The organism is Magnetofaba australis IT-1, assembly GCF_002109495.1.
Lineage (GTDB): Bacteria > Pseudomonadota > Magnetococcia > Magnetococcales > Magnetococcaceae > Magnetofaba > Magnetofaba australis.
The window spans coordinates 157812-179760 of the sequence record NZ_LVJN01000016.1 but is presented as its reverse complement, the minus strand read 5'-3'; the positions used below and the strand labels follow the sequence as shown (position 1 = coordinate 179760).

General features: G+C 60.4%; 15 protein-coding genes. 9 read left to right on the top strand and 6 right to left on the bottom strand.

The window, feature by feature from the left end:
* Positions 1 to 86 precede the first annotated feature (86 nt).
* Entirely contained in the window at positions 87 to 3074 is a 2988-nt protein-coding gene (locus tag MAIT1_RS05945) for an ATP-binding protein (protein ID WP_085441385.1), read from the top strand.
* Between the two features lie 192 nt (positions 3075 to 3266).
* Here MAIT1_RS05945 and MAIT1_RS05940 read toward each other — a convergent pair whose 3' ends face one another.
* Genes MAIT1_RS05940 through MAIT1_RS05930 form a run of 3 tightly spaced genes read right to left on the bottom strand, consistent with a single transcriptional unit; the run spans position 3267 to position 5408 of the window.
* Positions 3267 to 3782, bottom strand: a complete 516-nt coding sequence (locus MAIT1_RS05940; protein ID WP_085441421.1) for a DUF2269 family protein — start codon at positions 3780 to 3782, stop codon at positions 3267 to 3269.
* Positions 3772 to 5040 carry an SDR family oxidoreductase gene (locus tag MAIT1_RS05935; RefSeq protein WP_085441384.1) on the bottom strand — a complete coding sequence of 423 codons (1269 nt, stop codon included), beginning with the start codon at positions 5038 to 5040 and terminating at the stop codon, positions 3772 to 3774. Before MAIT1_RS05935 ends, MAIT1_RS05940 begins: the two co-directional genes overlap by 11 nt.
* The gene (locus tag MAIT1_RS05930) at positions 5028 to 5408 is read right to left on the bottom strand and encodes a hypothetical protein (protein ID WP_085441383.1); all 381 of its coding nucleotides are present in this window, start codon (positions 5406 to 5408) and stop codon (positions 5028 to 5030) included. The genes MAIT1_RS05935 and MAIT1_RS05930 overlap by 13 nt, the downstream gene beginning before the upstream one ends.
* A 398-nt stretch (positions 5409 to 5806) precedes the next feature.
* Here MAIT1_RS05930 and MAIT1_RS05925 point away from each other — a divergent pair, with 398 nt between their 5' ends.
* Complete coding sequence (locus MAIT1_RS05925; protein WP_143814680.1) at positions 5807 to 8383, top strand: SIR2 family protein; 2577 nt, start codon at positions 5807 to 5809, stop codon at positions 8381 to 8383.
* Between the two features lie 331 nt (positions 8384 to 8714).
* Positions 8715 to 9797 carry an A/G-specific adenine glycosylase gene (gene mutY, locus MAIT1_RS05920; RefSeq protein WP_085441381.1) on the top strand — a complete coding sequence of 361 codons (1083 nt, stop codon included), beginning with the start codon at positions 8715 to 8717 and terminating at the stop codon, positions 9795 to 9797.
* Between the two features lie 4 nt (positions 9798 to 9801).
* Here mutY and MAIT1_RS05915 read toward each other — a convergent pair whose 3' ends face one another.
* Complete coding sequence (locus MAIT1_RS05915; protein WP_085441380.1) at positions 9802 to 11325, bottom strand: ion transporter; 1524 nt, start codon at positions 11323 to 11325, stop codon at positions 9802 to 9804.
* 184 nt (positions 11326 to 11509) lie between these two features.
* Here MAIT1_RS05915 and MAIT1_RS05910 point away from each other — a divergent pair, with 184 nt between their 5' ends.
* The 6 genes from MAIT1_RS05910 to MAIT1_RS05890 all read left to right on the top strand — a co-directional run bounded on the left by MAIT1_RS05910 (position 11510) and on the right by MAIT1_RS05890 (position 17054).
* Positions 11510 to 12445, top strand: a complete 936-nt coding sequence (locus MAIT1_RS05910) for an SPFH domain-containing protein (RefSeq protein ID WP_085441379.1) — start codon at positions 11510 to 11512, stop codon at positions 12443 to 12445.
* On the top strand, positions 12445 to 12915 hold the full coding sequence (locus tag MAIT1_RS05905; RefSeq protein ID WP_085441378.1) for an NfeD family protein: 471 nt from the start codon (positions 12445 to 12447) through the stop codon (positions 12913 to 12915). Before MAIT1_RS05910 ends, MAIT1_RS05905 begins: the two co-directional genes overlap by 1 nt.
* Before the next feature lies 1 nt (position 12916).
* Entirely contained in the window at positions 12917 to 13450 is a 534-nt protein-coding gene (locus MAIT1_RS05900) for a thioredoxin family protein (protein WP_085441377.1), read from the top strand.
* A gap of 55 nt (positions 13451 to 13505) precedes the next feature.
* On the top strand, positions 13506 to 13631 hold the full coding sequence (locus MAIT1_RS22430) for a hypothetical protein (protein ID WP_275531622.1): 126 nt from the start codon (positions 13506 to 13508) through the stop codon (positions 13629 to 13631).
* A gap of 319 nt (positions 13632 to 13950) precedes the next feature.
* On the top strand, positions 13951 to 15048 hold the full coding sequence (locus MAIT1_RS05895) for a glycoside hydrolase family 3 protein (protein ID WP_085441376.1): 1098 nt from the start codon (positions 13951 to 13953) through the stop codon (positions 15046 to 15048).
* Positions 15049 to 15212: 164 nt separating this feature from the next.
* Positions 15213 to 17054 (top strand): methyl-accepting chemotaxis protein, encoded by a 1842-nt coding sequence (locus MAIT1_RS05890; protein ID WP_085441375.1) that lies wholly within the window; start codon positions 15213 to 15215, stop codon positions 17052 to 17054.
* A 274-nt stretch (positions 17055 to 17328) separates the two neighbouring features.
* Here the strand turns inward: MAIT1_RS05890 and MAIT1_RS05885 are convergent, their stop codons facing one another.
* Both MAIT1_RS05885 and rpsA read right to left on the bottom strand, forming a co-directional pair.
* Positions 17329 to 19566, bottom strand: a complete 2238-nt coding sequence (locus MAIT1_RS05885; protein ID WP_085441374.1) for a hybrid sensor histidine kinase/response regulator — start codon at positions 19564 to 19566, stop codon at positions 17329 to 17331.
* Positions 19567 to 20197: 631 nt separating this feature from the next.
* The gene (rpsA, locus tag MAIT1_RS05880; RefSeq protein WP_085441373.1) at positions 20198 to 21925 is read right to left on the bottom strand and encodes a 30S ribosomal protein S1; all 1728 of its coding nucleotides are present in this window, start codon (positions 21923 to 21925) and stop codon (positions 20198 to 20200) included.
* Positions 21926 to 21949 lie beyond the last annotated feature (24 nt).

Genomic DNA, 21949 nt, shown 5'->3' with positions numbered 1-21949 from the left:
GTCTGTTGGCGATTGGGTCATCCCTTTGCTCGGCGTCTATTCCATGTTCCGATTCCCACGCCAAGCGCAGAGATTTGAGAAACGTCATGTGTAAAGCGTATATACGCATCTGCATCGCCCTGGCGCTGTTCTGCGTTCTGACGCCCATCTCTCAAGCGGCGGCGGAAACCATCACCGCGCTGGTTCCCAAATACTTCCCGCCGCAATACCAACTCAACGACAGCGGCAAACCCAGCGGCTTCGCCATCGATGTGTTCGACACCGTGGCCGAAATGGCCGGTTTGCAGGTGCGCTATGTGGTGAAGGACTCCTTCCCCGACGTGGTGAACGCGCTGCATGCTGGCGAAGGCCAAGTGGTTCCCAACTCCGGCATCACCCCGAAGCGGATGGAAAAGTCGATCTTTACCCGCCCCATTGAGACCTTCTCCATTCGCGCATTCAAACGCGCCACGTCCTACGACTTGACTAAGCTGGCCGATCTGCGCGAACGCAAAGTCGTGGTGCGCCGCGATAACGTCGGCGTCACCCTGATGCAGGATCACCCTGCTGAGCTGCTGCATGTGGTCAACACCAATGAAGAGGCGCTGTTTGCGCTGCTCTCCGGCGCGGTGGACGTATGGATCTTTCCGCAGCATACGGCGCAGCGCATGTTGATGGAGTCGGGGCTGGAAGAGCATGTCGCCGCCTTTGGCAAACCCCTGCAGGAGATCAAACGCGCCATTCGCGTGCGCAAGGATAGCCCGGAGTTGGCCAAACGGCTGGATGCTGCTCTGGGACGTTTTCTGCAATCGGACCGCTACCGCCAGATTTATGAGAAGTGGCACGGCAAACCCAAACCGTTTTGGACCATCAAGCGCCTCTCCTGGGGCTTTGCCGCCATCCTGGCCCTGGTCATCGCCGTGGGCATGATCCTGCGCAATATCAATTTGCGCAAACTCAATCGCCAGTTGGAGTCCCGCGTGCGCGAGCGCACTGACTCGCTGCAACGGGAGGTGGCCGAGCGCCGCCATGCCGAAGAGACCCTGGCCAGCTTCAAATCCACTCTGGATCGCACCCTCGACTGCGTGTTCATGTTCGAACCGGAGTCGCTGCGCTTTATCTACGCCAATAACGGCGCCATGGCGCAGGTGGGATACGACGCCAATGCGCTGCTCAATATGACGCCGCTGGACATCAAGCCGGAATTTGACGAGATCAGTTTCCGCCAGCTTCTGGCCCCGTTGCTCTCCGGGGAGGTGAGCAACCATGTGTTCGAGACCGTGCATCAGCATCGCAACGGCGCGTTGATCCCCGTCGAGTTGTATCTGCAATACGTGCACCCCGAACCGGGCGCGCCCTGCTTTGTGGCCGTGGCCCACGACATCAGCGAGCGCAAACAGCAGGAGGCGGTCCGTCGCATCAACGCCAAGCGCATGCAACTGCTGCTGGAGCTCAACCGCGCCGCGCACAAACTCAGCGAAAAAGAGCTCAGTAAACGCTCGTTGGATATCGCCGTGGCGGTGACCCATAGCGAGATCGGCTATCTGCATACGGTCAATGAGGATCAGGAGAGCATCCGCCTGGGGGTGTGGAACGACGCCGCCCTGAAGCTCTGCACCGCCGTGCACGCCAATCACTACCCGATCTCCGAAGCGGGCATCTGGGCCGACTCGTTCCGTCAGCGTCGGGTGGTGATCCACAACGACTACCCCACCGAACCCTCACGCAAAGGCTATCCGGCCGGCCATTTTCAGGTGCTGCGGCACATGAGCGCGCCAGTCATTGGGGAAGGGCGCGTACATATGATCATCGGCGTGGGCAATAAGGAGACGCCCTACGACGAGACCGACGCCGAACAGCTGCAACTGGTGGCCAATGAGGTGCAGAAATTCCTGACCCGCTGGCGCACCGAAGAGGCGCTGCGCGAATCCCGCGCGCAGGCGGAAGCGGCCAACCGCTCCAAGAGCGAGTTTCTGGCCATCATGAGTCATGAGATCCGCACCCCGTTGAATGTGCTGCTGGGCACCAATGACCTCCTGCAAGAGAGCCATCTGACCAGCGATCAGCAGCGTCAACTGGGGGTGGTGCATCAAGCGGGCGAGCATCTGCTCACCATCATCAACGATATTCTCGACCTGTCGCGCATCGAAGCGGGCGGCATGGAGCTGGAGATGGCGCCATTCCAACCCGCTGCGCTGTTTGACGCGGTGGGCGATATGATGCGCATAAAGGCCGAAGAGAAGGGGCTGGCCTTTGTGGTGGAGATTGAGCCGGAGTTGCCCGCCTGGGTGCTGGGCGATGAGAGCCGGTTGCGGCAGGTGTTGATCAATCTGTTGGGCAACGCCATCAAGTTCACCGATCAAGGCGAAGTGGCGTTGCAGGTGGATTACGTCACCGAAGGCAGCCTGTTCCTGATCACCATTCGTGATACCGGCGTGGGCATCGCGCCGGAACATCTGCAGCAAGTGTTCGAGAAGTTCACCCAGGAGGACCCCAGCATCTCGCGGCGCTACGGCGGCACGGGGTTGGGGCTGACCATCTCGCGCAATCTGGTGACCATGATGGGCGGCGCCATCGACGTGGAGAGCGCCGTGGCCGAGGGCAGCGCCTTCCGCATCACCCTGTCACTGGCGCCCACTGAAGCCCCCGTTGGTCATCCTGAGGCGGCGGTTGCCGAACCCCAGGAGCCCATGCAGATGACGCCGCTGCGCATTCTGCTGGCGGAGGATTCCGAGGATAACCAATTCCTCATCCGCGCCTATCTGCAGAAGACCCCATGGGAGGTGGTGGGGGTGAGCCATGGTCTGGAGGCGGTGGAGACGCTGCAGCGCAAGGGGCCGTTCGATCTGGTGTTGATGGACATCCAGATGCCGATCATGGATGGCTACGCCGCCACCGGGGCGATTCGTCAATGGGAGCGCCAGCGTCAGCGCGCGCCATTGCCGATTCTGGCCCTCAGCGCCCACGCCTTGGAGAGCGAGCGGGCCAAGAGCCTCGCCGCCGGTTGCGACGCCCACCTGACCAAGCCCATCAAGAAGAAAACCTTGATCGACGCCATTCAACAAGCAATGCGCGCCAGTCGCCAGCCCGATTAGGGTCAGTTATAGTCGCTCGCATTCAAAAGTGCACATATGGGTTCTGAAAGATATCGAGGGCTGCGCCCTCGAGCTCCCCAACGGCCAAATCGTGGGCTCCGCCCACACCCGCTTAAGGGTCACAGACCCTTAAGAATCCCGCCAAATTTCCGTTGGAAATTTGTCTCATAGTCAGCGCAAGACCAACCAGTGTCACGCAAACATTTTGCACTCTGTACAATTCTGGATTGCGGTGACGATAACCCACGCCGGTCGCGTGGCCATCAGCCAGACGATGGCCGTCATGCTCACAAACGCTGGCCAGCCGAGCCAGAACCAGAGACGGAACGCGCGACGAAAATCCGCCTCCACCGCTCGCCCCTCCCGCGCCGCCGCTGCGCTCAATTTGCGCATGCGCAGTTGCAGCCACACCACCGGCAACCAACACGCCCCCGCCAACACGTAGAGCGCCGCCGAGAGCAGAATCCACCCCTCCGTCAACGACCACCCCAGCTCCCGCGCCAGCAACACGCCGGTGATGGGTTGTAGGATGACTGCTGGGGTGGTGAAGAGCCAATCGGCCAGCACCACCTGGTCATTGATGGCCGCCTTGACCCGCACATCAGGGTTGAGATTGCCGCGCCAGCCATGAAACGCCGTACCCAAACCAGTCCCAAACAGCACGATAGCCCCCAGGATGTGCGCCCAGCGTAATGTCTCACTCAACATGGCCTCTCTCCTGACTGCATAGGGGCAGCAACACAATCAACAACAGCATGGGTAGGTTCTTCACCAACGGTCCGAATGGGTGCAGCCACCACTGCGGTTGCAGCGTGGTGAGAATGACGCTGTAGCCCAGCAGGGTGGCGACCTGGGCGCGGGTGGTCAGACGCCGCCGCCAGCCCAGCGCCACCGCGCTTCCCAGCAGCAGATCCCACCCCGCCCCGGCGATGATCAGCGCCTGCGCGATGCTTCCCGTGATATGGGCGTCTGCGAGTATCGCCATACTGGTCGGCCAATTGATCAGAGACGCCGCTCCACCCGCCAGCCATGTCAGCGCCAGCGTCAGACGCGCCACTCCGATCCATGGCCATCGCCGCGCACCATTGCGCGCGAATTCATCGCCCAGCATCCAGCCAGCGCTCTGCGCTGCGGTGCGCTGTCCACGCCATTGGGTCGGCGCGGTCGCTCCGTGCGCCTGGGTCAGCATGGGCCACGAATCGTCGATGATGGGCGCGCCCTGTATACGACGCAGATAGCTCAATCCCATGCTGCGCAGGATGGGGGGAATCGGGAGGATTCGCGCCTCCCCTTTGCCCATGGCGCTGCGCAGGATTTGCAGCAACGCATTCAGGCTCATCTCAGACGGCCCGGTGATATCCACCTGTTGCGGCGGATTAGTCGCCTCGACCAGTTTGCCGATGGCTGCTGCCAGATCGCGCACATCCACCGGCGCTATCGGAGTCGGCGGCAGGCTTGGATGAATCGGCAATGTCGACAAGCCCAAGAACATTCCGCTGCTGGCGCCGCCTGCGCCCAGCACGATATCGGGCCGCGCCATGAGGATCTCCATCTCCCCCAGTCGGAAATCGTGTTGCGCCACCCGTTCCTCCAGCGCCCCTTTGCTCCGCAGGAAGGGGAGTGGCGAATCGCTCATGGCGCCGGTGGCGGAGATCTGGATAAACCGCCGCACCCCTTCTTGCTGCGCCGACTGCATCCACGCCCATGGCGCCTCCAGGTGCAGACGCCGCATCGCTTCGGCGTCATCGCTGAGTGCGCCGACCGCGTTGATCACCACGTCGGTTCCGGCAAACGCCTGTGGCTTGGGATCCAGCAGATCCATGGCCACAGCGTCACACTCTGCAAAGCGTCTTTGCAGCGCCAGTGGATTGCGTCCGCCGACCCGCACCAAATGGCCAGCTTCCATCATCGCTTCCACCAGATTCGCGCCAATGAAGCCTCCGGCGCCAAGGATCAGGACGCGCATGATGGAGACTCCCCGCTCTGTTGATCAGCACGCCTCTGCGCTGAATTTTGACTCCGCGACACCGTCACCACCGCCCAACCGATGCCCACCAACGCCATCAGGATGCCCAACGTGCTATTGCGCAAAATCACCCGCAGCACATGGATGATGCTGTGTGATTCGCCCATATCGCCGGTCATTGCAGTCATCAGTAACGGGGCGAGGAAGAGCATGAGCAGGGTGAAGCGATGCCAAAACGCCGCGCGCACCCCATTGCCGCACTGCTCCACCAGCAATGGGCTCAATACCGGCAGGATCAACCAGGCGCTCAGGGTGGAAAACAGCGCCCACAAGCCCAGAGCAAGCAGCAGAATGGATTCAGACGACATGGCGCTTCTCCTGTTCTGTTATTTCTGTATTGAGTGAAATATTCTGTCAAAAAAAGGGGCCCTCCCCCTCTTTGCAACACCCACTTCCCCCAGCAGCGTTCGGCGTTTTTCGTGGCTATCTTCTGTTTCTGTAATAACAGAAATACCTGATTGGTGAATTCGCGTCAAGCGCAATCGCCTCTTGCCAATCGAAACGAGAATCGAGCATCCCCGGCTTCAGGATAATGGAAGATATCGAGGGCTTTGCCCTCGAACTCCCAAGGTCAAAATCCAACCCGTGGGCTCCGCCCACACCCGCTGGGGGCGCAGCCCCCAGACCCCGCCGCCGACCAGTCGGCGGCCAATAGTCAGCGCAAGCTCACCCTCCGTCACGCAAACATTGGCCGCTGTGTGCAGTTTTGGCTTTGCATGATGATATGATACTCTTCATTTCTGCGACTTATTATCACGCCTTATGGCGTATGACGCCCTGCCCCACTTATTCGGACTTTGCCATGTCAGATGACGCCGCCGCGCCGCCCAAGCCGCTGAAGCCCCTGCCCGCCTATCGCTTTGCGCAGCGTTTGAAGCGGGATCTGGAGCGCGATACAGAGTGCCGCTACGCCTTCTTCCTCGGCGCCGGGTGTTCGATCTCCAGCGGCATCCCCGCGGCTGGAGCGCTCTCCAAACGCTGGCTGCAGGAGTATCAAAAAGAGGCTGCGCCGAATCTGAAAGCGGCGGAGTTTGATGCGTGGGCCGCCAAGGCTTTTCCGCAATATGACAAACACAATGTGGGCGCGCTCTATGGGGAGTTAATCAAAGAGATGTACTCCTCGCCGCGTCAGCGGCAGAAGGAGATTGAGCGCATCTGCGCCAATAGATACCCCAGCTATGGCTACAGCGTGCTGGCGGCGTTGATGGCCAGAGATCAGGCCTGCAACGTGGCCCTCACCACCAATTTCGATGACCTTCTCATCGACGCGCTCTATCTATTCACGGATAAAAAGCCGCTGGTGATTCTGGATGACTCCATGGCGGCGCACATTCGCGCCTCCTATGTGCAGCCGTTGGTGGTCAAGCTGCATGGGGACCACAAACTCACCCCCATGAACACCGCCACCGAGACCAATTGTCTGAATCCGCAGATGGAGGAGAAGGCGCAGCAACTGTTGACCAATCGCGGCATGGTGTTTCTGGGGTATGGCGGCAATGACGCCAGCATTCTCAAAATGCTGCAGGGGTTGGGCAATGAACCGTTGGCCTATCCGGTCTATTGGCTCTCCGGTACCGAGCCCACCGGGGTAATTCGCCCCTGGCTGGACGCCGTGGGGGCCTTCTGGGTGCAAGAGCGGGATTTTGACGCCGCCATGTTGCTGCTGCAGGAGGAGTTGGACCTTCCTAAGCCGGATCGAAAGCGTTTTGATCACGTCTTCGACAATGTATTTGATCAATATAAGGCGCTCTCCAAAAAGGCGAACGAAGAAGCGAGCCAAGCCCCGGATGATGCGGCAAAATCCGCCATGGCCGAAGCCGTGAAGAAGACGGACAAGAAGTTTGAGAGTTGGCGGCAGGTGCTGTTGAAAGCGGACCGTTTGAAGAAATCCGATCCCGATGCAGCCGATGCCATCTATCTTCAGGGGATCACGGATTTCCCTAACGACGCTAATATCCTTGGCGACTATGCGCTTTTCTTAGAGACTATCCGCAATGACTCCGATAAGGCGGAGCAGTTCTATCTCCGCGCTATCGACGCTGATCCTAATCATGCCAATAATCTCGTCAACTATGCGGTTTTCTTAGAGAATATCCGCAATGACTCCGATAAGGCGGAGCAGTTCTATCTCCGCGCCATCGACGCTGATCCTAAACGTGCAAACACTCTTGGAAATTATGCCAATTTCTTAACAGATATCCGCCACGACCATGAGCAGGCCGAAGCATTCTATCTCCGCGCCATCGATGCTGATCCTAAACATGTAAACACTCTTGGAAATTATGCCGTCTTCTTAAAAAATATCCGCCACGACCATGAGCAGGCCGAAGCGTTCTATCTCCGCGCCATCGACGCTGATCCTAATCATGCCAATAATCTCGGTAACTATGCGCTTTTCTTAGAGAATATCCGCAATGACTCCGATAAGGCGGAGCAGTTCTATCTCCGCGCCATCGACGCTGATCCTAAACATGCAACCGCCCTTGGAAATTATGCCGTCTTCTTAACTGATATCCGCCACGACCATGAGCAGGCCGAAACATTCTTTCTCCGCGCCATCGATGCCGACCCTAAATATGCAACCGCCCTTGGAAATTATGCCGCCTTCTTAAAAAATATCCGCCACGACCATGAGCAGGCCGAAGCATTCTATCTCCGCGCCATCGATGCTGATCCTAAACATGCAAGCAATCTTGGAAATTATGCCAATTTCTTAACAGATATCCGCCACGACCATGAGCAGGCCGAAGATTTCTATCGCCGCGCCATCGATGCTAATCCTAACCATGCAAACAATCTTGGAAATTATGCCAATTTCTTAACAAATATCCGCCACGACCACGAGCAGGCCGAAGCTTTCTATCTCCGCGCCATCGATGCCGACCCTAAATATGCAAACAATCTTGGAAATTATGCTGAATTTCTTCTGCTGCACAAAGAGCAAACTGAAGCGGGGCTGGCGCAACTGGAACAGCTGATTCAACAAAGCGGGTTGAAAGAAGAGTATTGGCTAATCTATTGGTGCTTGCGCTTTGTGTTTGCGCCGCAGAGCGAACAGGGTAAGGCCCTTTCCAGCCTGAAACAACTCTTAGGTAACCCCTCGCTGCGTGATCCAGGCTGGAACTTCCACCAGATTGTGCAAAAAGGTCAGGAGCTGCCGCACCCGAAAGCGGAGTGGCTGCAACCGCTGGCTGATGTGATCAACGACAAAGCCCCGCTGGAGTCCCTGGATGCCTGGCCAGAATGGAAGGCGCTGGAGCGCGAACCCAATCCCGACGCCTAACCCCCATTCGACGCCGCATGGCGCGGCGCGCCTGGGTTCTGCTATAGTTGCTAGCATTCAAAAGTGAACATATGGGCGCTGAAAGATATCGAGGGCTATGCCCTCGAGCTCCCAAGGTCAACATCCAAATCGTGGGCTCCGCCCACACCCGCTTAAGGGTCACAGACCCTTAAGAATCCCGACAAATTTCCGTTGGAAATTTGTCCCATAGTCAGCGCAAGCTCAGCCTACGTCACGCAAACATTGAGCGCTTTGGATGTGTGTCATTCTGGATTCAAGCAACTATATGATGCGCGGCATTCGCCCGCACTTCACATCATGAGCCCATCCCGTGCTAACTCCGCCCCACAACCCCGCGCAACTGGCGCAACGCCTGCTGGCCCACTACGACCGCCATGGCCGCGATCTGCCGTGGCGCGGCGAGCGCAGTCTCTATCGCATCTGGCTGTCGGAGATCATGCTGCAGCAGACCACCGTGGCGGCGGTGATCCCCTACTACACCGCCTTTCTACAACATTTTCCCGATGTGGAGAGCCTGGCGGCGGCGCAGCAGGAGGATGTGTTGCGGCTGTGGCAGGGGTTGGGCTACTACGCCCGCGCGCGCAATCTGCACCGCGCCGCTCAGCAGGTGGCCGGGCAATATGGCGGCTGTTTTCCGGAGAGCCCCGAGATGCTGGAGGCGCTGCCGGGGGTGGGACGCAGCACCGCAGCGGCGATCCTGGCCATTGGCCGCGATCACCATCTGGCGATTCTCGACGGCAACGTCAAACGGGTGCTCACCCGCCTCACCGCCTGCGCCGAGCCGCCGGACAAACCCGGCGCCAAACGCGCGTTGTGGACGCTGGCGCAGCAGCTCACCTGCCCCCAACGCCCCGGCGATTACGCCCAGGCGATCATGGATCTGGGCGCCACCCTGTGCAGCCGCAGCAAACCCCAATGCCCGCTCTGCCCCTGGGCGGCGTGGTGCCGGGCGCATCAGGCGGGGGAGCCCACGCGCTACCCAGTAAAAGCGCCCAAACGCGCCGCCAAGCCGCAGCGTCATCAGGCGTGTCTATTGATTGTGGATGCGTCCGGCGAGCGGATTCTGTTGCGCCAACGCCCCAATGCAGGGTTGCTGGCGGGGATGTGGGAGCCGCCGGGATCGGCGATGGCTGATAACGGGGAGGGTGTGGATGTGGCGGCGCTGTGCGCGCTCTATGGCGTCTGTTCATCCACCTTGCACACTCTGGAGACGGTCCAGCATACCTTTACCCACTTCCACTTGGCGCTCACGCCCTATCAGACGCGCCTGACCGATGCGCACCCTACGGAGGATCTTCCCGAGCAGCCGCACCGCTGGACGGCGTGGGCGGATCTGGACGCCACCCCCATGGCCACCCTGCACCGCAAAGCGTTGGCCATGCTGCGCCGCTGATCTGCTAACTACTCTGGATGGTGCGGCGCAGACGCTCCAGATCGTCCAAGTGCCCCAGGCAAACCAATGTATCGCCCCCCAGCATCTTCTTGTTGGCGGGCGGAAAGAAGGTCTCCTGACCGCGCACAATGGCGACTACGATGATGCCGAACTGTTGCCCAATCTCCGCCTCGGCCACGGTCACGTCGACAAAATCGCCAGTCGCCGGCACGCAGATCTCCTCCATGTCCAGCTCGATATGATCGCGCTTGAGCGCCAGATCGAACAGATTGATGGCGGTGGGGCGCAGCGCGGTGTACGCCATGTGCTGGCCGCCGTCATGCTCCGGCGAGATGGCGCGGTCGGCGCCCAGTTTGAGCAGGCGATTCTCGGAGTTGTCATCCACCCCGGTGACGATGAGGAAAACGTCGGGACGCCGTTCGCGAATGGCCAGAATCAGATAGATGTTGGAGGCCTCTTCGGAGATGGTGCTGATGACGCAGCGCGCTTTGGCCAACCCCAACCGCGCCCAGTTCTCCTCCTCGGTCACATCGCCGCACAGCGCGGTCCAGCCGCGATTGATCGCTTCGTCCACCAACTCCTGTTTGCTGTCCATGGCCACAAACGCGCAGCCCTCGGCTTTGAGAGTTTCGCACACCGCATGGCCCACGCGACCCATGCCGCAGACGATGTAGTGGTTCTTCAGGCGTTCCGCCATGCGCTCCATGCGCTGCTCCTTGAGATGAAACATTCGTTCGTTGACCGCAGTGACCACGATGGAGGTCATGAACACCGTCACCCACATGCCCAGCACGGTGCCGGTCACCGCCACCACCTGACCGGCGCTGGTGGCGGGGGTGATGTCGCCATAGCCCACCGTGGTGATGGTGATCAGGCTCCAGTAGACCGCCTCCCACAGATTGGTGACGTCGGGATTCTGTCCATGCTCCACCACATAGAAGGCCACCGCCACCATGCCGAAAATGATCCCCGCAATGGTCAGCAGCGAGGTGAGTTCAAACGCGCGCTCGGCGATGACGTCGCTAAAGAAGGTCAGACGCTTGGAGTAGCGGAACAGCTTGAGCACCCGCAACACTCTGAGCACCCGCAGCAGTCGGAAAACACGGAAAAACGGCAGAATCGCCAGCAGATCGACCACCGACAGCGGCTGCTTCATCCAGCGCCATTTGGCCGCCAACGCCACCCGCAGCGCATGTGCGGTGATCAAAACCGGGGCGTCGCGATGGTGGCGGCGTATATAGCGATTGCGCGCATGCTGGAAGTCATCATACAGGTCCGAACAGACCCACCAGCGCAGCAGATACTCAATCAGGAAGATGATGGCGAACAGCTCTTCAAGCTCTTGATAGAACTGCCGTTCGATTTCGGTCAGATCGGGATTGACCTCCAGCACCATCTGGGTGAGCGAGGCCAGCACCACGATCATCATCACCAAGTTGAACACTTGGCGGGCGCGGCTATCGGAAGCCTCGAGCAGGTGATGGAGCAGCGCCTTGATGCGCCGCAACAGACTGGGACGGTCGTTCATAAATGCCGGTCTCGCAAATGATGCGCCTGAAATGAGTTCACAAATGCCTGCAAATCACCGCCAAACGATGGCCCACCGCAACCGCCGTCGGTATACTGCTACGCATTATAGGGACCATCTGGCCTGAAGCAACCAGATGAATCCGCAATCAATCCCCCTTGTTGCATATAGAGGAATCGAGAAAATGGAGCCCATTGCATCCTTAGTTATCGTCATTTTAGTGCTGGCCATGATCTTTATGTTGATGGCCATCAAGGTCGTGCCGCAGGGAATGGAGTACACGGTGGAGCGTTGGGGCCGCTATCAGCGCACCCTCAAACCGGGTCTGAATATTATTACGCCGGTGTTTGATCGCGTCGGCCACAAAATCAATATGCGCGAACAGGTGATGGATGTGCCCTCACAAGAGGTGATCACCAAGGACAACGCCATGATCCAGGTGGATGGCGTGGTCTTCTTTCAGGTGGTGCAGAGCGCGGCGGCGGCCTATGAGGTGAACAATCTGGACTACGCCATCCTCAACCTCACCATGACCAACATCCGCACCGTGATGGGCTCCATGGATCTGGACGAACTGCTCTCGCGCCGGGATGAGATCAATATGCGCCTGCTGTCGGTGGTGGATGAGGCGACCAATCCGTGGGGCATCAAGGTGACCCGCATTGAGATCAAGGACATCTCGCCGCCCAAGGATCTGGTGGAGTCCATGGGGCGGCAGATGAAGGCGGAACGGGACAAACGCGCCGCGGTGTTGCAGGCCGAAGGGGTGCGCCAAGCGGCGGTGCTGCAAGCCGAGGGGGAGAAGCGCGCGGCGATCCTCAAAGCCGAAGGGCAGAAAGAGGCCGCCTTCCGCGAAGCCGAGGCGCGCGAACGTCTGGCTCAGGCCGAAGCCGAAGCCACGCGCATGGTCTCCGAAGCCATTGCCGGGGGCAATGTGCAGGCGATCAACTACTTCGTGGCGCAGAAGTATGTGGAGGCGCTGCGGGATATGGCCAGCGCCGACAACCAGAAGGTGATGTTCCTGCCCATCGAAGCCACCGGCGTGCTGGGCTCCCTGGGCGGGGTGGCGGAGCTGGCCAAAGAGGCGATGCGGCCGGATAAATCTGGGGGGGACGCCTGATGGAGCTGGAGTGGAGCGTCATCAGCCACTGGCATTGGTGGATCGCCGGGGCGCTGTTTCTGATCATCGAACTGCTCAGCCCGGCGTTCTTCTTCCTCTGGCTGGGAGTGGCCGCCGGGGTGACCGGCGCGGCGCTGCTGCTGTTTCCTGAACTGGATTGGAAGTGGCAGACCCTGCTGTTTGCAGGGCTGTCGCTGGCGGCGCTTTACATCTGGCATCGGGTGATCAAACATCATCCCCAAGAGAGCGACGCGCCGCAGTTGAATCAACGCGGCGCGCAGTACGTGGGACGACAATTCACCCTCATCGAACCCATCGTCAACGGCATGGGCCGGATTCGGGTGGATGACGCCAGTTGGCGCATTCACGGCGCGGATCTGCCCGCAGGCGCAGTGGTGACGGTGGTGGCGGTGGAGGGGGTGACGCTGCGCGTGGAGGCGGCGTCCACACAGTCAGAGAGGGAATCCTAAGATGCGCAAACTCTTCATCCTGCTGGCGCTGGTCTGTGTGCTGGGCGTGGTCCAGAGCAAACCGGCGGCGGCGTTGACCAATGAGCCGTTTTTCAAAGAGACCTTCCTGGACATGCAGGAGGATCTGCTCACCGCCCGCGAGAGCAATCAGATCCTGATGCTGTTCTTTGAGCAGGAGGGGTGCCCCTACTGCAAGCAGCTGCACGAAACCACTCTGCAGGATCCCAAAGTGCGCACCTATATGGAGACTTACTTCTATCCGGTGCAGGTGGATATCTTCGGCGCCCGCGAAAGCGTCGATTTCGATGGCAAAACCGCGCCGGAGAAGCAGTTCGCGCGCAACCACAAGGTGATGTTCACCCCCACCGTGGTCTACTTCAACGCCAAGGGCGAGGAGCTATTCCGCCTGAGCGGCTACTGGCGCCCGTTTCACTTCCTGGCCAGCATGCGCTTTGTGAAGGAAGGGCACTACAAGAGCAAGAACTTCCAGGACCTGATCCGCGAGTTGGTGCGCCAGGAGGGCGGCCTGGAGTGAGTTGCGCCCACGGCGCTGCCGCCTGGAGTGATCACAGACAGAGGCGGCGGCGCTAATGGCGGCGCGCCCCGCGCGGCGTCTCTGGCGTTATGGCGTGACGGCGCTATTGCTGCTGGCCGGGGCGCTGGGAGCGGTAGTGTACGCCCAGCGCCATCCTATAGTCGCCGCAGAAGAGAATTAGACATTTGAAGCGAGAAGATATCGAGGGCTCCGCCCTCGAGCTCCCAAAGGCCAAACCGTGATTCGGGCCATCCATGGCCCTCACCCTTCGGGCTCGCTGCGCGAGTCCGATTCGGCAATCCTGCCGAATCGTGGGCCCGCCCACACCCGCTTAAGGGTCACAGACCCTTAAGAATCCCGCCTCCGGCCAGCCGGAGGCCAATAGTCAGCGCAAGCTTTACCTGTGTCACACAAACATTGAGGAGCCTGTGCAATTCTGAATTGGGGTGACTATATTACCGTGATCAACGCCAGCGGCGACGCCATTGTGGCGCTGCAGGATGCGTTGGGCGTTGGACTGGCCCCCGCCGCCGCGCTTGACCGACCCTGATGAGATCGCCCTGGCGCGCAAAGTCGGCCAGTTGATCCTGGTGGGGTATCGGGGCGTCGGCCCCGATGCGCCCTGGGCGCAGCAGACCCGGCGGGATCTGGCCGCCGGACGCATCGGCGGCGTGCTGCTGCACGACTACAATTTTCACACCCCCGACGAGCTGTCTCAACTCACCGCTGCGCTGGCGCCGCCCGGCGCAACTCCCCGCCCGCTCATCGCCATCGACCAGGAGGGCGGGCGCGTCTCCCGCCTCGCCGCCCGCAATGGGTTCAGCGGATTCCCCGCTCCCGCCCGCGTCGCCGCCGCCCACTCCCCCGCGCAGGCGCGCGCGCTCTACCAACAGATGGCGTGTGAGCTGCGCCGTTATGGCGTGACGCTGAATCTGGCCCCGGTGGTGGATCTTAATCTCAATCCCAACAGCCCCATCATTGGCCGTTGGGGGCGCAGTTTCGGCGCCGATGCCCGCAGCGTAGTCCGTTACGCCCAGGCGTTCGTGCAGGGCCATCGCGATGCGGGCGTTCTCACCGCCCTCAAACACTTCCCCGGCCACGGGACCGCCTGCGGCGACACCCACAAAGGCGCGGTCAACGCCAGCGCCGACTGGCGCGCCGAGGAGCTGCGCCCCTATCGGCTTCTGACCCAGGCCAATACGGTGGACTTGGTGATGACGGCGCATGTGTTCGTTTCGGAGTTGGATCCTGACGCGCCCGCGTCGTTATCGGCCCGGGTGATCGAGGGGCGTCTGCGTCATGAGATCGGCTTTGATGGCGTGGTGATCACCGACGATCTGCAGATGGTCGTCGCCGTGGAGAGCTACGCCAATACGCCGCAACAAGCGGCGCTGGCGGCCTTGGCGGCGGGCAATGACTTGGTGCTGCTGTCCAACTTCTTCGCCTTTGACCGCCACCTGCCCGCGCGCATCGCGCGCCGTGTCGTGCAGGCTGTGCGTTCCGGCGTGCTGTCTGTGGCGCGCATTGATCAGGCGTTTGCGCGGGTGGCGGCCCTCAAACAGCGGCTGAACGGCGCCAACACTGCATGTTCGCTGTGAAGTGAGGCGTACGGCGTATCACAATAGCCCGCCCAAGCGTTGTCATAACACCAGTGATTGCTGGTTTTTTCAGCCATCAATGCTTACTCTGAATAGACTGTTTTTTCTCTTTTGCAATAGAGCCGAGCGGCGCTATTGACGCAGATGATGGAGCGGCGAAGGCAATGATCTGGAAGCAGTTGACCCTGGGCGCCAAGATTCTCTCCAGCATCGCAACCATTCTGGCGCTGCTGGCGATCATTGCCGGTTGGTCCCTGTTTGGCGTCTCGCGCATCGTCGCCGACGGCGTTGAGGTTACCGCCAGCAATCGCCTGCAGGGCAGCGTGCTGCAACGGGAGCTGGACCACCTCAACTGGGTCAACAGCGTCAGCGCCTTTATTCATGACCCGGCGGTCAATGAGATCGGCGTGGAGCTGGACCACACCCGCTGCGGCTTTGGCCAATGGTACTACGGCGACGCGCGCGCCCACGCCGAGGAGCTGGCGCCGGATCTCAAACCGATCCTCACCGCCGTGGAGGAGCCCCACCGTCTGCTGCATCTGTCCGCCTGGAAGATCTCCGAGGTGTATCAACACGCGAACCCGGAACTACCGGGAGTGCTGGCCGCCGCCGTAGCTGATCATATGGCGTGGTCGGCCAAAATCGCCGAGAGCATCATGCTGCGCGAGCGCGATATCTCCGTGGAGTGGAATCCCAAACAGTGCGCCTTGGGACGTTTCCTCTCCCATGGGGAGAACCGCGCCACCCTGCAAACCGATCCCGTTCTCAAACATCTTCTGGACGCCATTGAACCGCAACATGTGGCGCTGCACGCCGCTGGACGCAAAGCGCGTAACGCCCTGCGCCAAGGCAACTATAAGCAAGCGGCCAAAATCTACCGTCAGTCCGTAACGCCTGCTCTGGAGAAAACCCGCAATCTGCTCAAACAGATGCGCGAACGCGCACAAAGCAATCTGGCGGGCAAGGTGGAAGCCGAGCGCATCTTCACTCAGGAGACTCAACCGCAACTGGATCTGCTCAAAGGTCACTTCCATGAGATGGGTAGCGTCATCCAGAAGAGCCTGCTGAGTGAGCAGCAGATGGTGACCAACGCCAAACAGACCCGCTTTGTGATCATTCTGGCGGTGATTGCCGCACTGATTGTGGGCGCGTTCCTGGCTTGGCTCCTGAGCCGCGCCATCAGCCAACCGGTGCACGAGATCTCCACCGTACTCTCCGCCTCCTCCACCCAAATCTCCGCCTCCGCCACCCAGCAGGAGCGCGTCGCCGCCCAGCAGGTTACCGCCGTCAATGAGATCAACGTCACCTTGGAGGAGCTCAATGCGTCGGCGCGGCAGTCGTCGGATCAGGCCGACGCCTCCGCCTTAAGCGCGCAGCGCGCCTTGGGCCGTTCGCACCAGGGCTTGACCCTGGTGGAGGAGAGTTTGGAGCAGATGGAGGAGGTGATGGCGCGCATGGAGGCGATCTCGGCGCAGATCACTCTGCTCTCCGAGCGCACCGGCGCCATTGCCGATATCTCCAAACTGATGGTGGATTTCGCCAATGAGACCAAGATGCTGGCCATCAACGCCTCCATTGAGGCGGTGCGCGCAGGCGAACATGGGCAGGGTTTCACCGTATTGGCCATGGAGACGCGCAAACTGGCCAGCGAGAGCAAGCAATCGGCCGAGCGCATCAGCACCCTGGTGAATGAAATTCAACAGGCCGCCAGCGATGCGGTATCAGCCACCGATGCGGGCGCTCAGAGCATACACGGCGGCATGGCGGTGACGCGCCAGACCGCCGACGCCTTCCAGGGGGTGGCCGAATCGGTGCAATCCGCCGCCGAGAGCGCGCAGCAGATCTCGCTGAATATGCGTCAGCAGTCCACCGCCATCCGGCAGATCGTCAGCGCCATGTCCACCATTCAAGTGGGCGCCAAGGAGAGCGGCGACGGCATCTCCCAGGTCAAAACCGGGCTGCAGAACCTCAACGGCATCGCGCAGAGACTCAAGCGCATGGTGTAGTCAAAGGAATCACCAAAGCGCGTCGTCTTATAGTCACTATACTCAGTTGAATTCAAAATCGGACATTGGCGGTTTTGGCGATGGAAGATATCGAGGGCTTCGCCCTCGAGCTCCCAACACCCACACCGTGGGGCGCCGCCCCACATCCCGCTGGGGGCAACGCCCCCAGACCCCGCCGCCGACCAGTCGGCGGCCAATAGTCAGCGCAAGCCGGGCCTGCGTCAGGCAAACATTGGGCTGTTGAGGCGGGCAGGGCTCCTTTTTGAAAGAAGCTCTAAGCATCGCTCTCCTGGCTCGCGTCCGGCAGGCGCGCGCAATCCTCGATGATGTTCAGCAGGCGCGCCTTCTTGATGGGCTTGGTGACGTGGAAATCACACCCCGCAGCCAGTGATTTGGCCTCATCCTCGCGCATGGCGTGTGCGGTCAGGGCGACAATGGGAATCGGGGCCTGATCCATTTCGCGCTCTTGCTGACGGATCCGTTTGGCGGCGCTCAATCCATCCATCTCCGGCATCTGCACATCCATGAAAATGATGTCGTAGGCGTTGCGCCGCCACATCTCAATGACCTCGCGGCCATTGCCGACGATATCAAACGAATGCGCCGATTTTGCCAAGTAGGCGCGGATCAATTTTTGATTGTCCGGCGAGTCATCCGCCACCAGCACGCGACGCGGCGTGTGCGACGCTCCATGGTCCGTGCGCGGCCGCTTGCGCTTGTCGCCCTGCCGCGTCATGCGCGCTTGCTTGCGTCCGTCGCGCAGCGCCGCAATCTGCTCGTCACTGGGCGCCGCCAGGGGAATGCTGAAGAAGAAGACGCTACCGGAGCCCTGTTCGCTGGTGGCCAGCAGCTGTCCGCCCATTTTATCCACCAGCCGCCGACAGATGGAGAGCCCCAAACCGGTGCCGCCATATTTGCGCGTCACCGAGGAGTCCGCCTGCTCAAACGGTTGAAACACCGCTTCCATGCGCTCGGCGGGGATGCCGATGCCGGTGTCCATCACCTCGAACATCACGCGGTGATGCGGGGAGGCGCGCAGGCCCAGCCACACGCCGCCGGTTTCGGTGAACTTCATGGCGTTGCCCACCAGATTGATCAACACCTGCCGCAGACGTTGGGCATCGACCATGATGAACTCGGGCAGCTCAGGATCGTAGAAGGAGTCCACTGTGACGCCCTTCTGGCTGGCCACATGACGGAAGATGTTGACCACCGACTGGCTCAGATCGAACAGATCCACACACTCGGCTTCCAGTTCCAATTGGCCGGATTCGATTTTGGAGAGATCCAGAATATCGTTGATCAGCGCCAGCAGCGCCTCTCCGGCGTCGTGGATCACGCGCAAATAGTCCTTCGAGGTATGATCAAGATTGCCGTCATCAATCAGATCGCTCATGCCGATGATCACATTCAGCGGCGTGCGAATCTCATGGCTCATGTTGGCCAGGAACTCCGACTTCGCCTGATTGGCCAATTCAGCTTGCTCAATGGCCTCTTTTTGCAGGCTCTCCGTTTTCAACCGTTCGCTGACATTGCGAATCCAGCCGTAGGCGCAGAGGTTATCGTCGGAATCGATATACCGGTTGACCGAGACCTCCACCGGCACGAGGGCGCCATCCGCCAAGCGGTGGGTGCGCTGTAGGGTAAACCCCTCCCCCTGCTGGATGCGTTCGGTGATGGGCCCAATCATCTCATAGGTGAATTCCGCATCCCAATCCGGCAAGCGCCAGGAGGCGATCACCTCCCGCGGCGCGCCAAAGTGGTCGGCGGCGGCCTGGTTGACGTAGACCATGCGCCCCCCTTCGGCCAGATTCAGTATATAGAAGGGGTCATCGGCGCTCTCCACCATCTCTTTGAACAGCGTCATCTGCTGCTGCGCCTCATCCAGGGCGCGGCGGCTCTGGCGCTGCTCGTGATATTGATTGCGGGTGAGAAACGCAGTCAGCAACAGGCTGGCTATGGAGATCAGAACAATCAGGCGGATGGCGAACCGTTCGTTGAGCGAACGCACCTGCACCAGCTTCTCCACCGAAGCGTGCATCGCCTGCAGCAGCTCAGCATTCTCCCGCGCGCGGGTTTCATCAATGCGTGGGACCTCCCGCAGCCAATTGTGCGGCTGGGATATATACTCCGCATAAGGAGCCCACAGCGCGGCGACCTCATCGAGCCTCTTTTTGACCGCAGTGGAGGGCGCTTGCAAATGCACTTGCCGCACATCTCCGCCATCGATCTGCGCCGACACAACGCCGCCAAACCGCAACGCGCGCAATGAGGCGTCAAACAGCTGCACATCGTTCTGAATGCGATAGAACCAGCGCTCTTCGCGGCTGAGTTGATAGTAGAGCTGATGTTTGGCGATGCGTTGGGTGAGCATGCGCTGACGCCCGGCGATATCCACCGCGTAGGCTGAGTCGTCGCCGATTTTGATGATCCACAGGCTCAGGCCGATGTCCGCCACCAGCGTGGCCGCCATGATCACGAAAATCGTCAGATATTGCCGTTTTGCCGCCATGGTTTACGTCATATGGTCAGAAGAGCGGATGGGTGCGAAATCGCGTTGCATGTCGACGTGCGCCACGGTTGGAGCATTTGCAACGGGCGCCATGCTGACAAACAGACAACCGGCGCGTAGCGTCCAGAAATGCGATAAATCGTGGACTTTTGCCGGTCGAGTTCAATAGATCTACGGTAAGCCGTGGCAAGGCGGCGCGTCAATATGATTGCGCCCCACGCGGCGCAAAGAGGAAGACACCCTGTCGCATTCAAAATTGGGCATGGGCGATTCTGGCGATGGAAGATATCGAGGGCATAGCCCTCGAGCTCCAAAATATAGTCGCCGCAAAATAAAAAAAGGATTTTGAAAAGAGAAGATATTGAGGGCTGCGCCCTCAAACTCCCCAAAAGTCAATAACCACACCGTGGGGCGCCGCCCCACACCCCGCTTAAGGGTCATGGACCCTTAAGAATCCCGCCGCCGACCTGTCGGCGGCCAATAGTCAGCGCTAGCTCCACCTGCGTCACGCAAACATTCAACACTCTGTACAGTTGGGATCCAGCCCACGCGCCTCTGCCGCCACACAGAAAAAAACGGCCCGCCCAGGATGCCCGGGCGGGCCGTTTCACTTCACTGCAGAGCGGAACGCTTATTCGGCGTTGTTGCTCTTGGCGTTCTCCAGAGCTTGGCTCAGAGCCTGACCCAGAGCGCCAGCCATGGGACCGTCGGCGGCGGCGCCTTCGGAACCATACTCCTTGATGGCGTCGCGCTCTTGCTGCACTTCCAACGCCTTGATGGAGAGGCTGATCTTACGCTTCTGACGATCCACGCCGGTGATGCGCGCCTCCACTTCAGCGCCCACGGTCAGGTGGGAGCCGTCGCGGTCGTCCTGGGAGAACTCGGCTTTGCGGATGTGGCCTTCGACGCCTTCACCCAACTCCACCAGTACGCCGGAGCTCTGCACTTCCTTGATGGAACCCTTAACAATGGTCCCCTTGGCGTTGGCGTCGGCCCACTGGCTCCACTCATCGGGGGAAGCCTGCTTGATGCCCAGGGAGATGCGCTCCTTGTCGGGATCCAGCGACAGCACCACCGCTTCGACTTCCTGGCCCTTCTGGTACTCCTTGAGGACCTCTTCGCCGGCATTGGCGTCCCAGGTCACGTCGGAGAGGTGCACCAGACCGTCGATGTCCCCTTCCAGACCCACGAACAGACCGAATTCGGTGATGTTCTTGATCTCGCCGGCCACCATGCTGCCCACCGGATGTTGGGTGGCGAAGGCCTCCCAGGGGTTCTCCTGGCACTGCTTCAGGCCCAGGGAGATGCGGCGGCGATCGGCGTCGACGTCCAGCACCATGACGTCCACTTCCTGACCCACTTCAAGGATCTTGGAGGGGTGGATGTTCTTCTTGGTCCAGGTCAGTTCGGAGACGTGGGCCAGACCTTCAACGCCGGGCTCCAGCTCAACAAACGAGCCGTAGTCGGTGATGTTGGTGACGGTGCCGCGGAACTTGGTGCCCGCCGGGTACTTGGCGCCAATGCCCTCCCAGGGGTCGGTCATCAACTGCTTCATGCCCAGAGAGATGCGCTGGGTGTCGGAGTTGAACTTGATCACCTGCACCGACACGGTGTCGCCGACGTTGACCACGGCGGAAGGATGCTTGACGCGCTTCCAGGACATGTCGGTGATGTGCAGCAGGCCGTCCAGACCACCCAGGTCGACGAAGGCGCCGTAATCGGTGATGTTCTTGACCACGCCGTCGAGGATCATGCCCTCGTGCAGGGTCTCGAGCAGGGCCTTGCGGGCGTCTTCGCGCTGCTTCTCCACCACGGTGCGGCGGGAGACCACGATGTTGCCGCGACGACGATCCATTTTGAGGATGTCGAAGGGTTGCGTCTCGTCCTGCAGACGGCTGATGTCGTGCACCGGGCGCACGTCCACCTGCGAGCCGGGCAGGAACGCCGCCAGACCGCCGATGTCGACGGTGTAGCCGCCCTTGACCTTGCCCATGATGCGGCCTTCGACGGTCTGTTGATCGTTGAAGGCGGCTTCCAGAGCCTGCCACGCCTCTTCGCGCTTGGCCTTTTCACGGGACAGCACGGCCAGGCCGTTTTGATCTTCGCAGCGCTCCACAAACACATCCACGGAGTCGCCGATGCCGACGGGCAGATTGCCTTCGGCATCAAAGAATTCGCGGATGGAGAGGCGGCCTTCGGATTTCAGACCCACATCGACAACGAACTCGTCCCCTTCGCGTTGGATGATGGAGCCGGTGACCACCTGGCCCTCTTTGCCGACGCCCTTGCTGAAGGATTCCTCCAACAGAGCTTCGAAGTCTTCATCCGCGATTTCCGAGTCTAGAATAATGTCTCCCACTTGAGTTTCCTCTGCGCCTTGCCG

Excerpts from the sequence above, each read along its gene's own strand:
- MAIT1_RS22430 (WP_275531622.1), top strand. The coding sequence starts at position 13,506 with ATGGCGGCGCGCCCCGCGCGGCGTCTCTGGCGTTATGGCGTGACGGCG.
- MAIT1_RS05930 (WP_085441383.1), bottom strand. The coding sequence starts at position 5,408 with ATGTCGTCTGAATCCATTCTGCTGCTTGCTCTGGGCTTGTGGGCGCTG.
- MAIT1_RS05900 (WP_085441377.1), top strand. The coding sequence starts at position 12,917 with ATGCGCAAACTCTTCATCCTGCTGGCGCTGGTCTGTGTGCTGGGCGTG.
- MAIT1_RS05915 (WP_085441380.1), bottom strand. The coding sequence starts at position 11,325 with ATGAACGACCGTCCCAGTCTGTTGCGGCGCATCAAGGCGCTGCTCCAT.
- MAIT1_RS05895 (WP_085441376.1), top strand. The coding sequence starts at position 13,951 with ATGCGTTGGGCGTTGGACTGGCCCCCGCCGCCGCGCTTGACCGACCCT.
- MAIT1_RS05890 (WP_085441375.1), top strand. The coding sequence starts at position 15,213 with ATGATCTGGAAGCAGTTGACCCTGGGCGCCAAGATTCTCTCCAGCATC.
- MAIT1_RS05945 (WP_085441385.1), top strand. The coding sequence starts at position 87 with ATGTGTAAAGCGTATATACGCATCTGCATCGCCCTGGCGCTGTTCTGC.
- MAIT1_RS05910 (WP_085441379.1), top strand. The coding sequence starts at position 11,510 with ATGGAGCCCATTGCATCCTTAGTTATCGTCATTTTAGTGCTGGCCATG.
- MAIT1_RS05940 (WP_085441421.1), bottom strand. The coding sequence starts at position 3,782 with ATGTTGAGTGAGACATTACGCTGGGCGCACATCCTGGGGGCTATCGTG.
- MAIT1_RS05935 (WP_085441384.1), bottom strand. The coding sequence starts at position 5,040 with ATGCGCGTCCTGATCCTTGGCGCCGGAGGCTTCATTGGCGCGAATCTG.
- MAIT1_RS05885 (WP_085441374.1), bottom strand. The coding sequence starts at position 19,566 with ATGGCGGCAAAACGGCAATATCTGACGATTTTCGTGATCATGGCGGCC.
- MAIT1_RS05905 (WP_085441378.1), top strand. The coding sequence starts at position 12,445 with ATGGAGCTGGAGTGGAGCGTCATCAGCCACTGGCATTGGTGGATCGCC.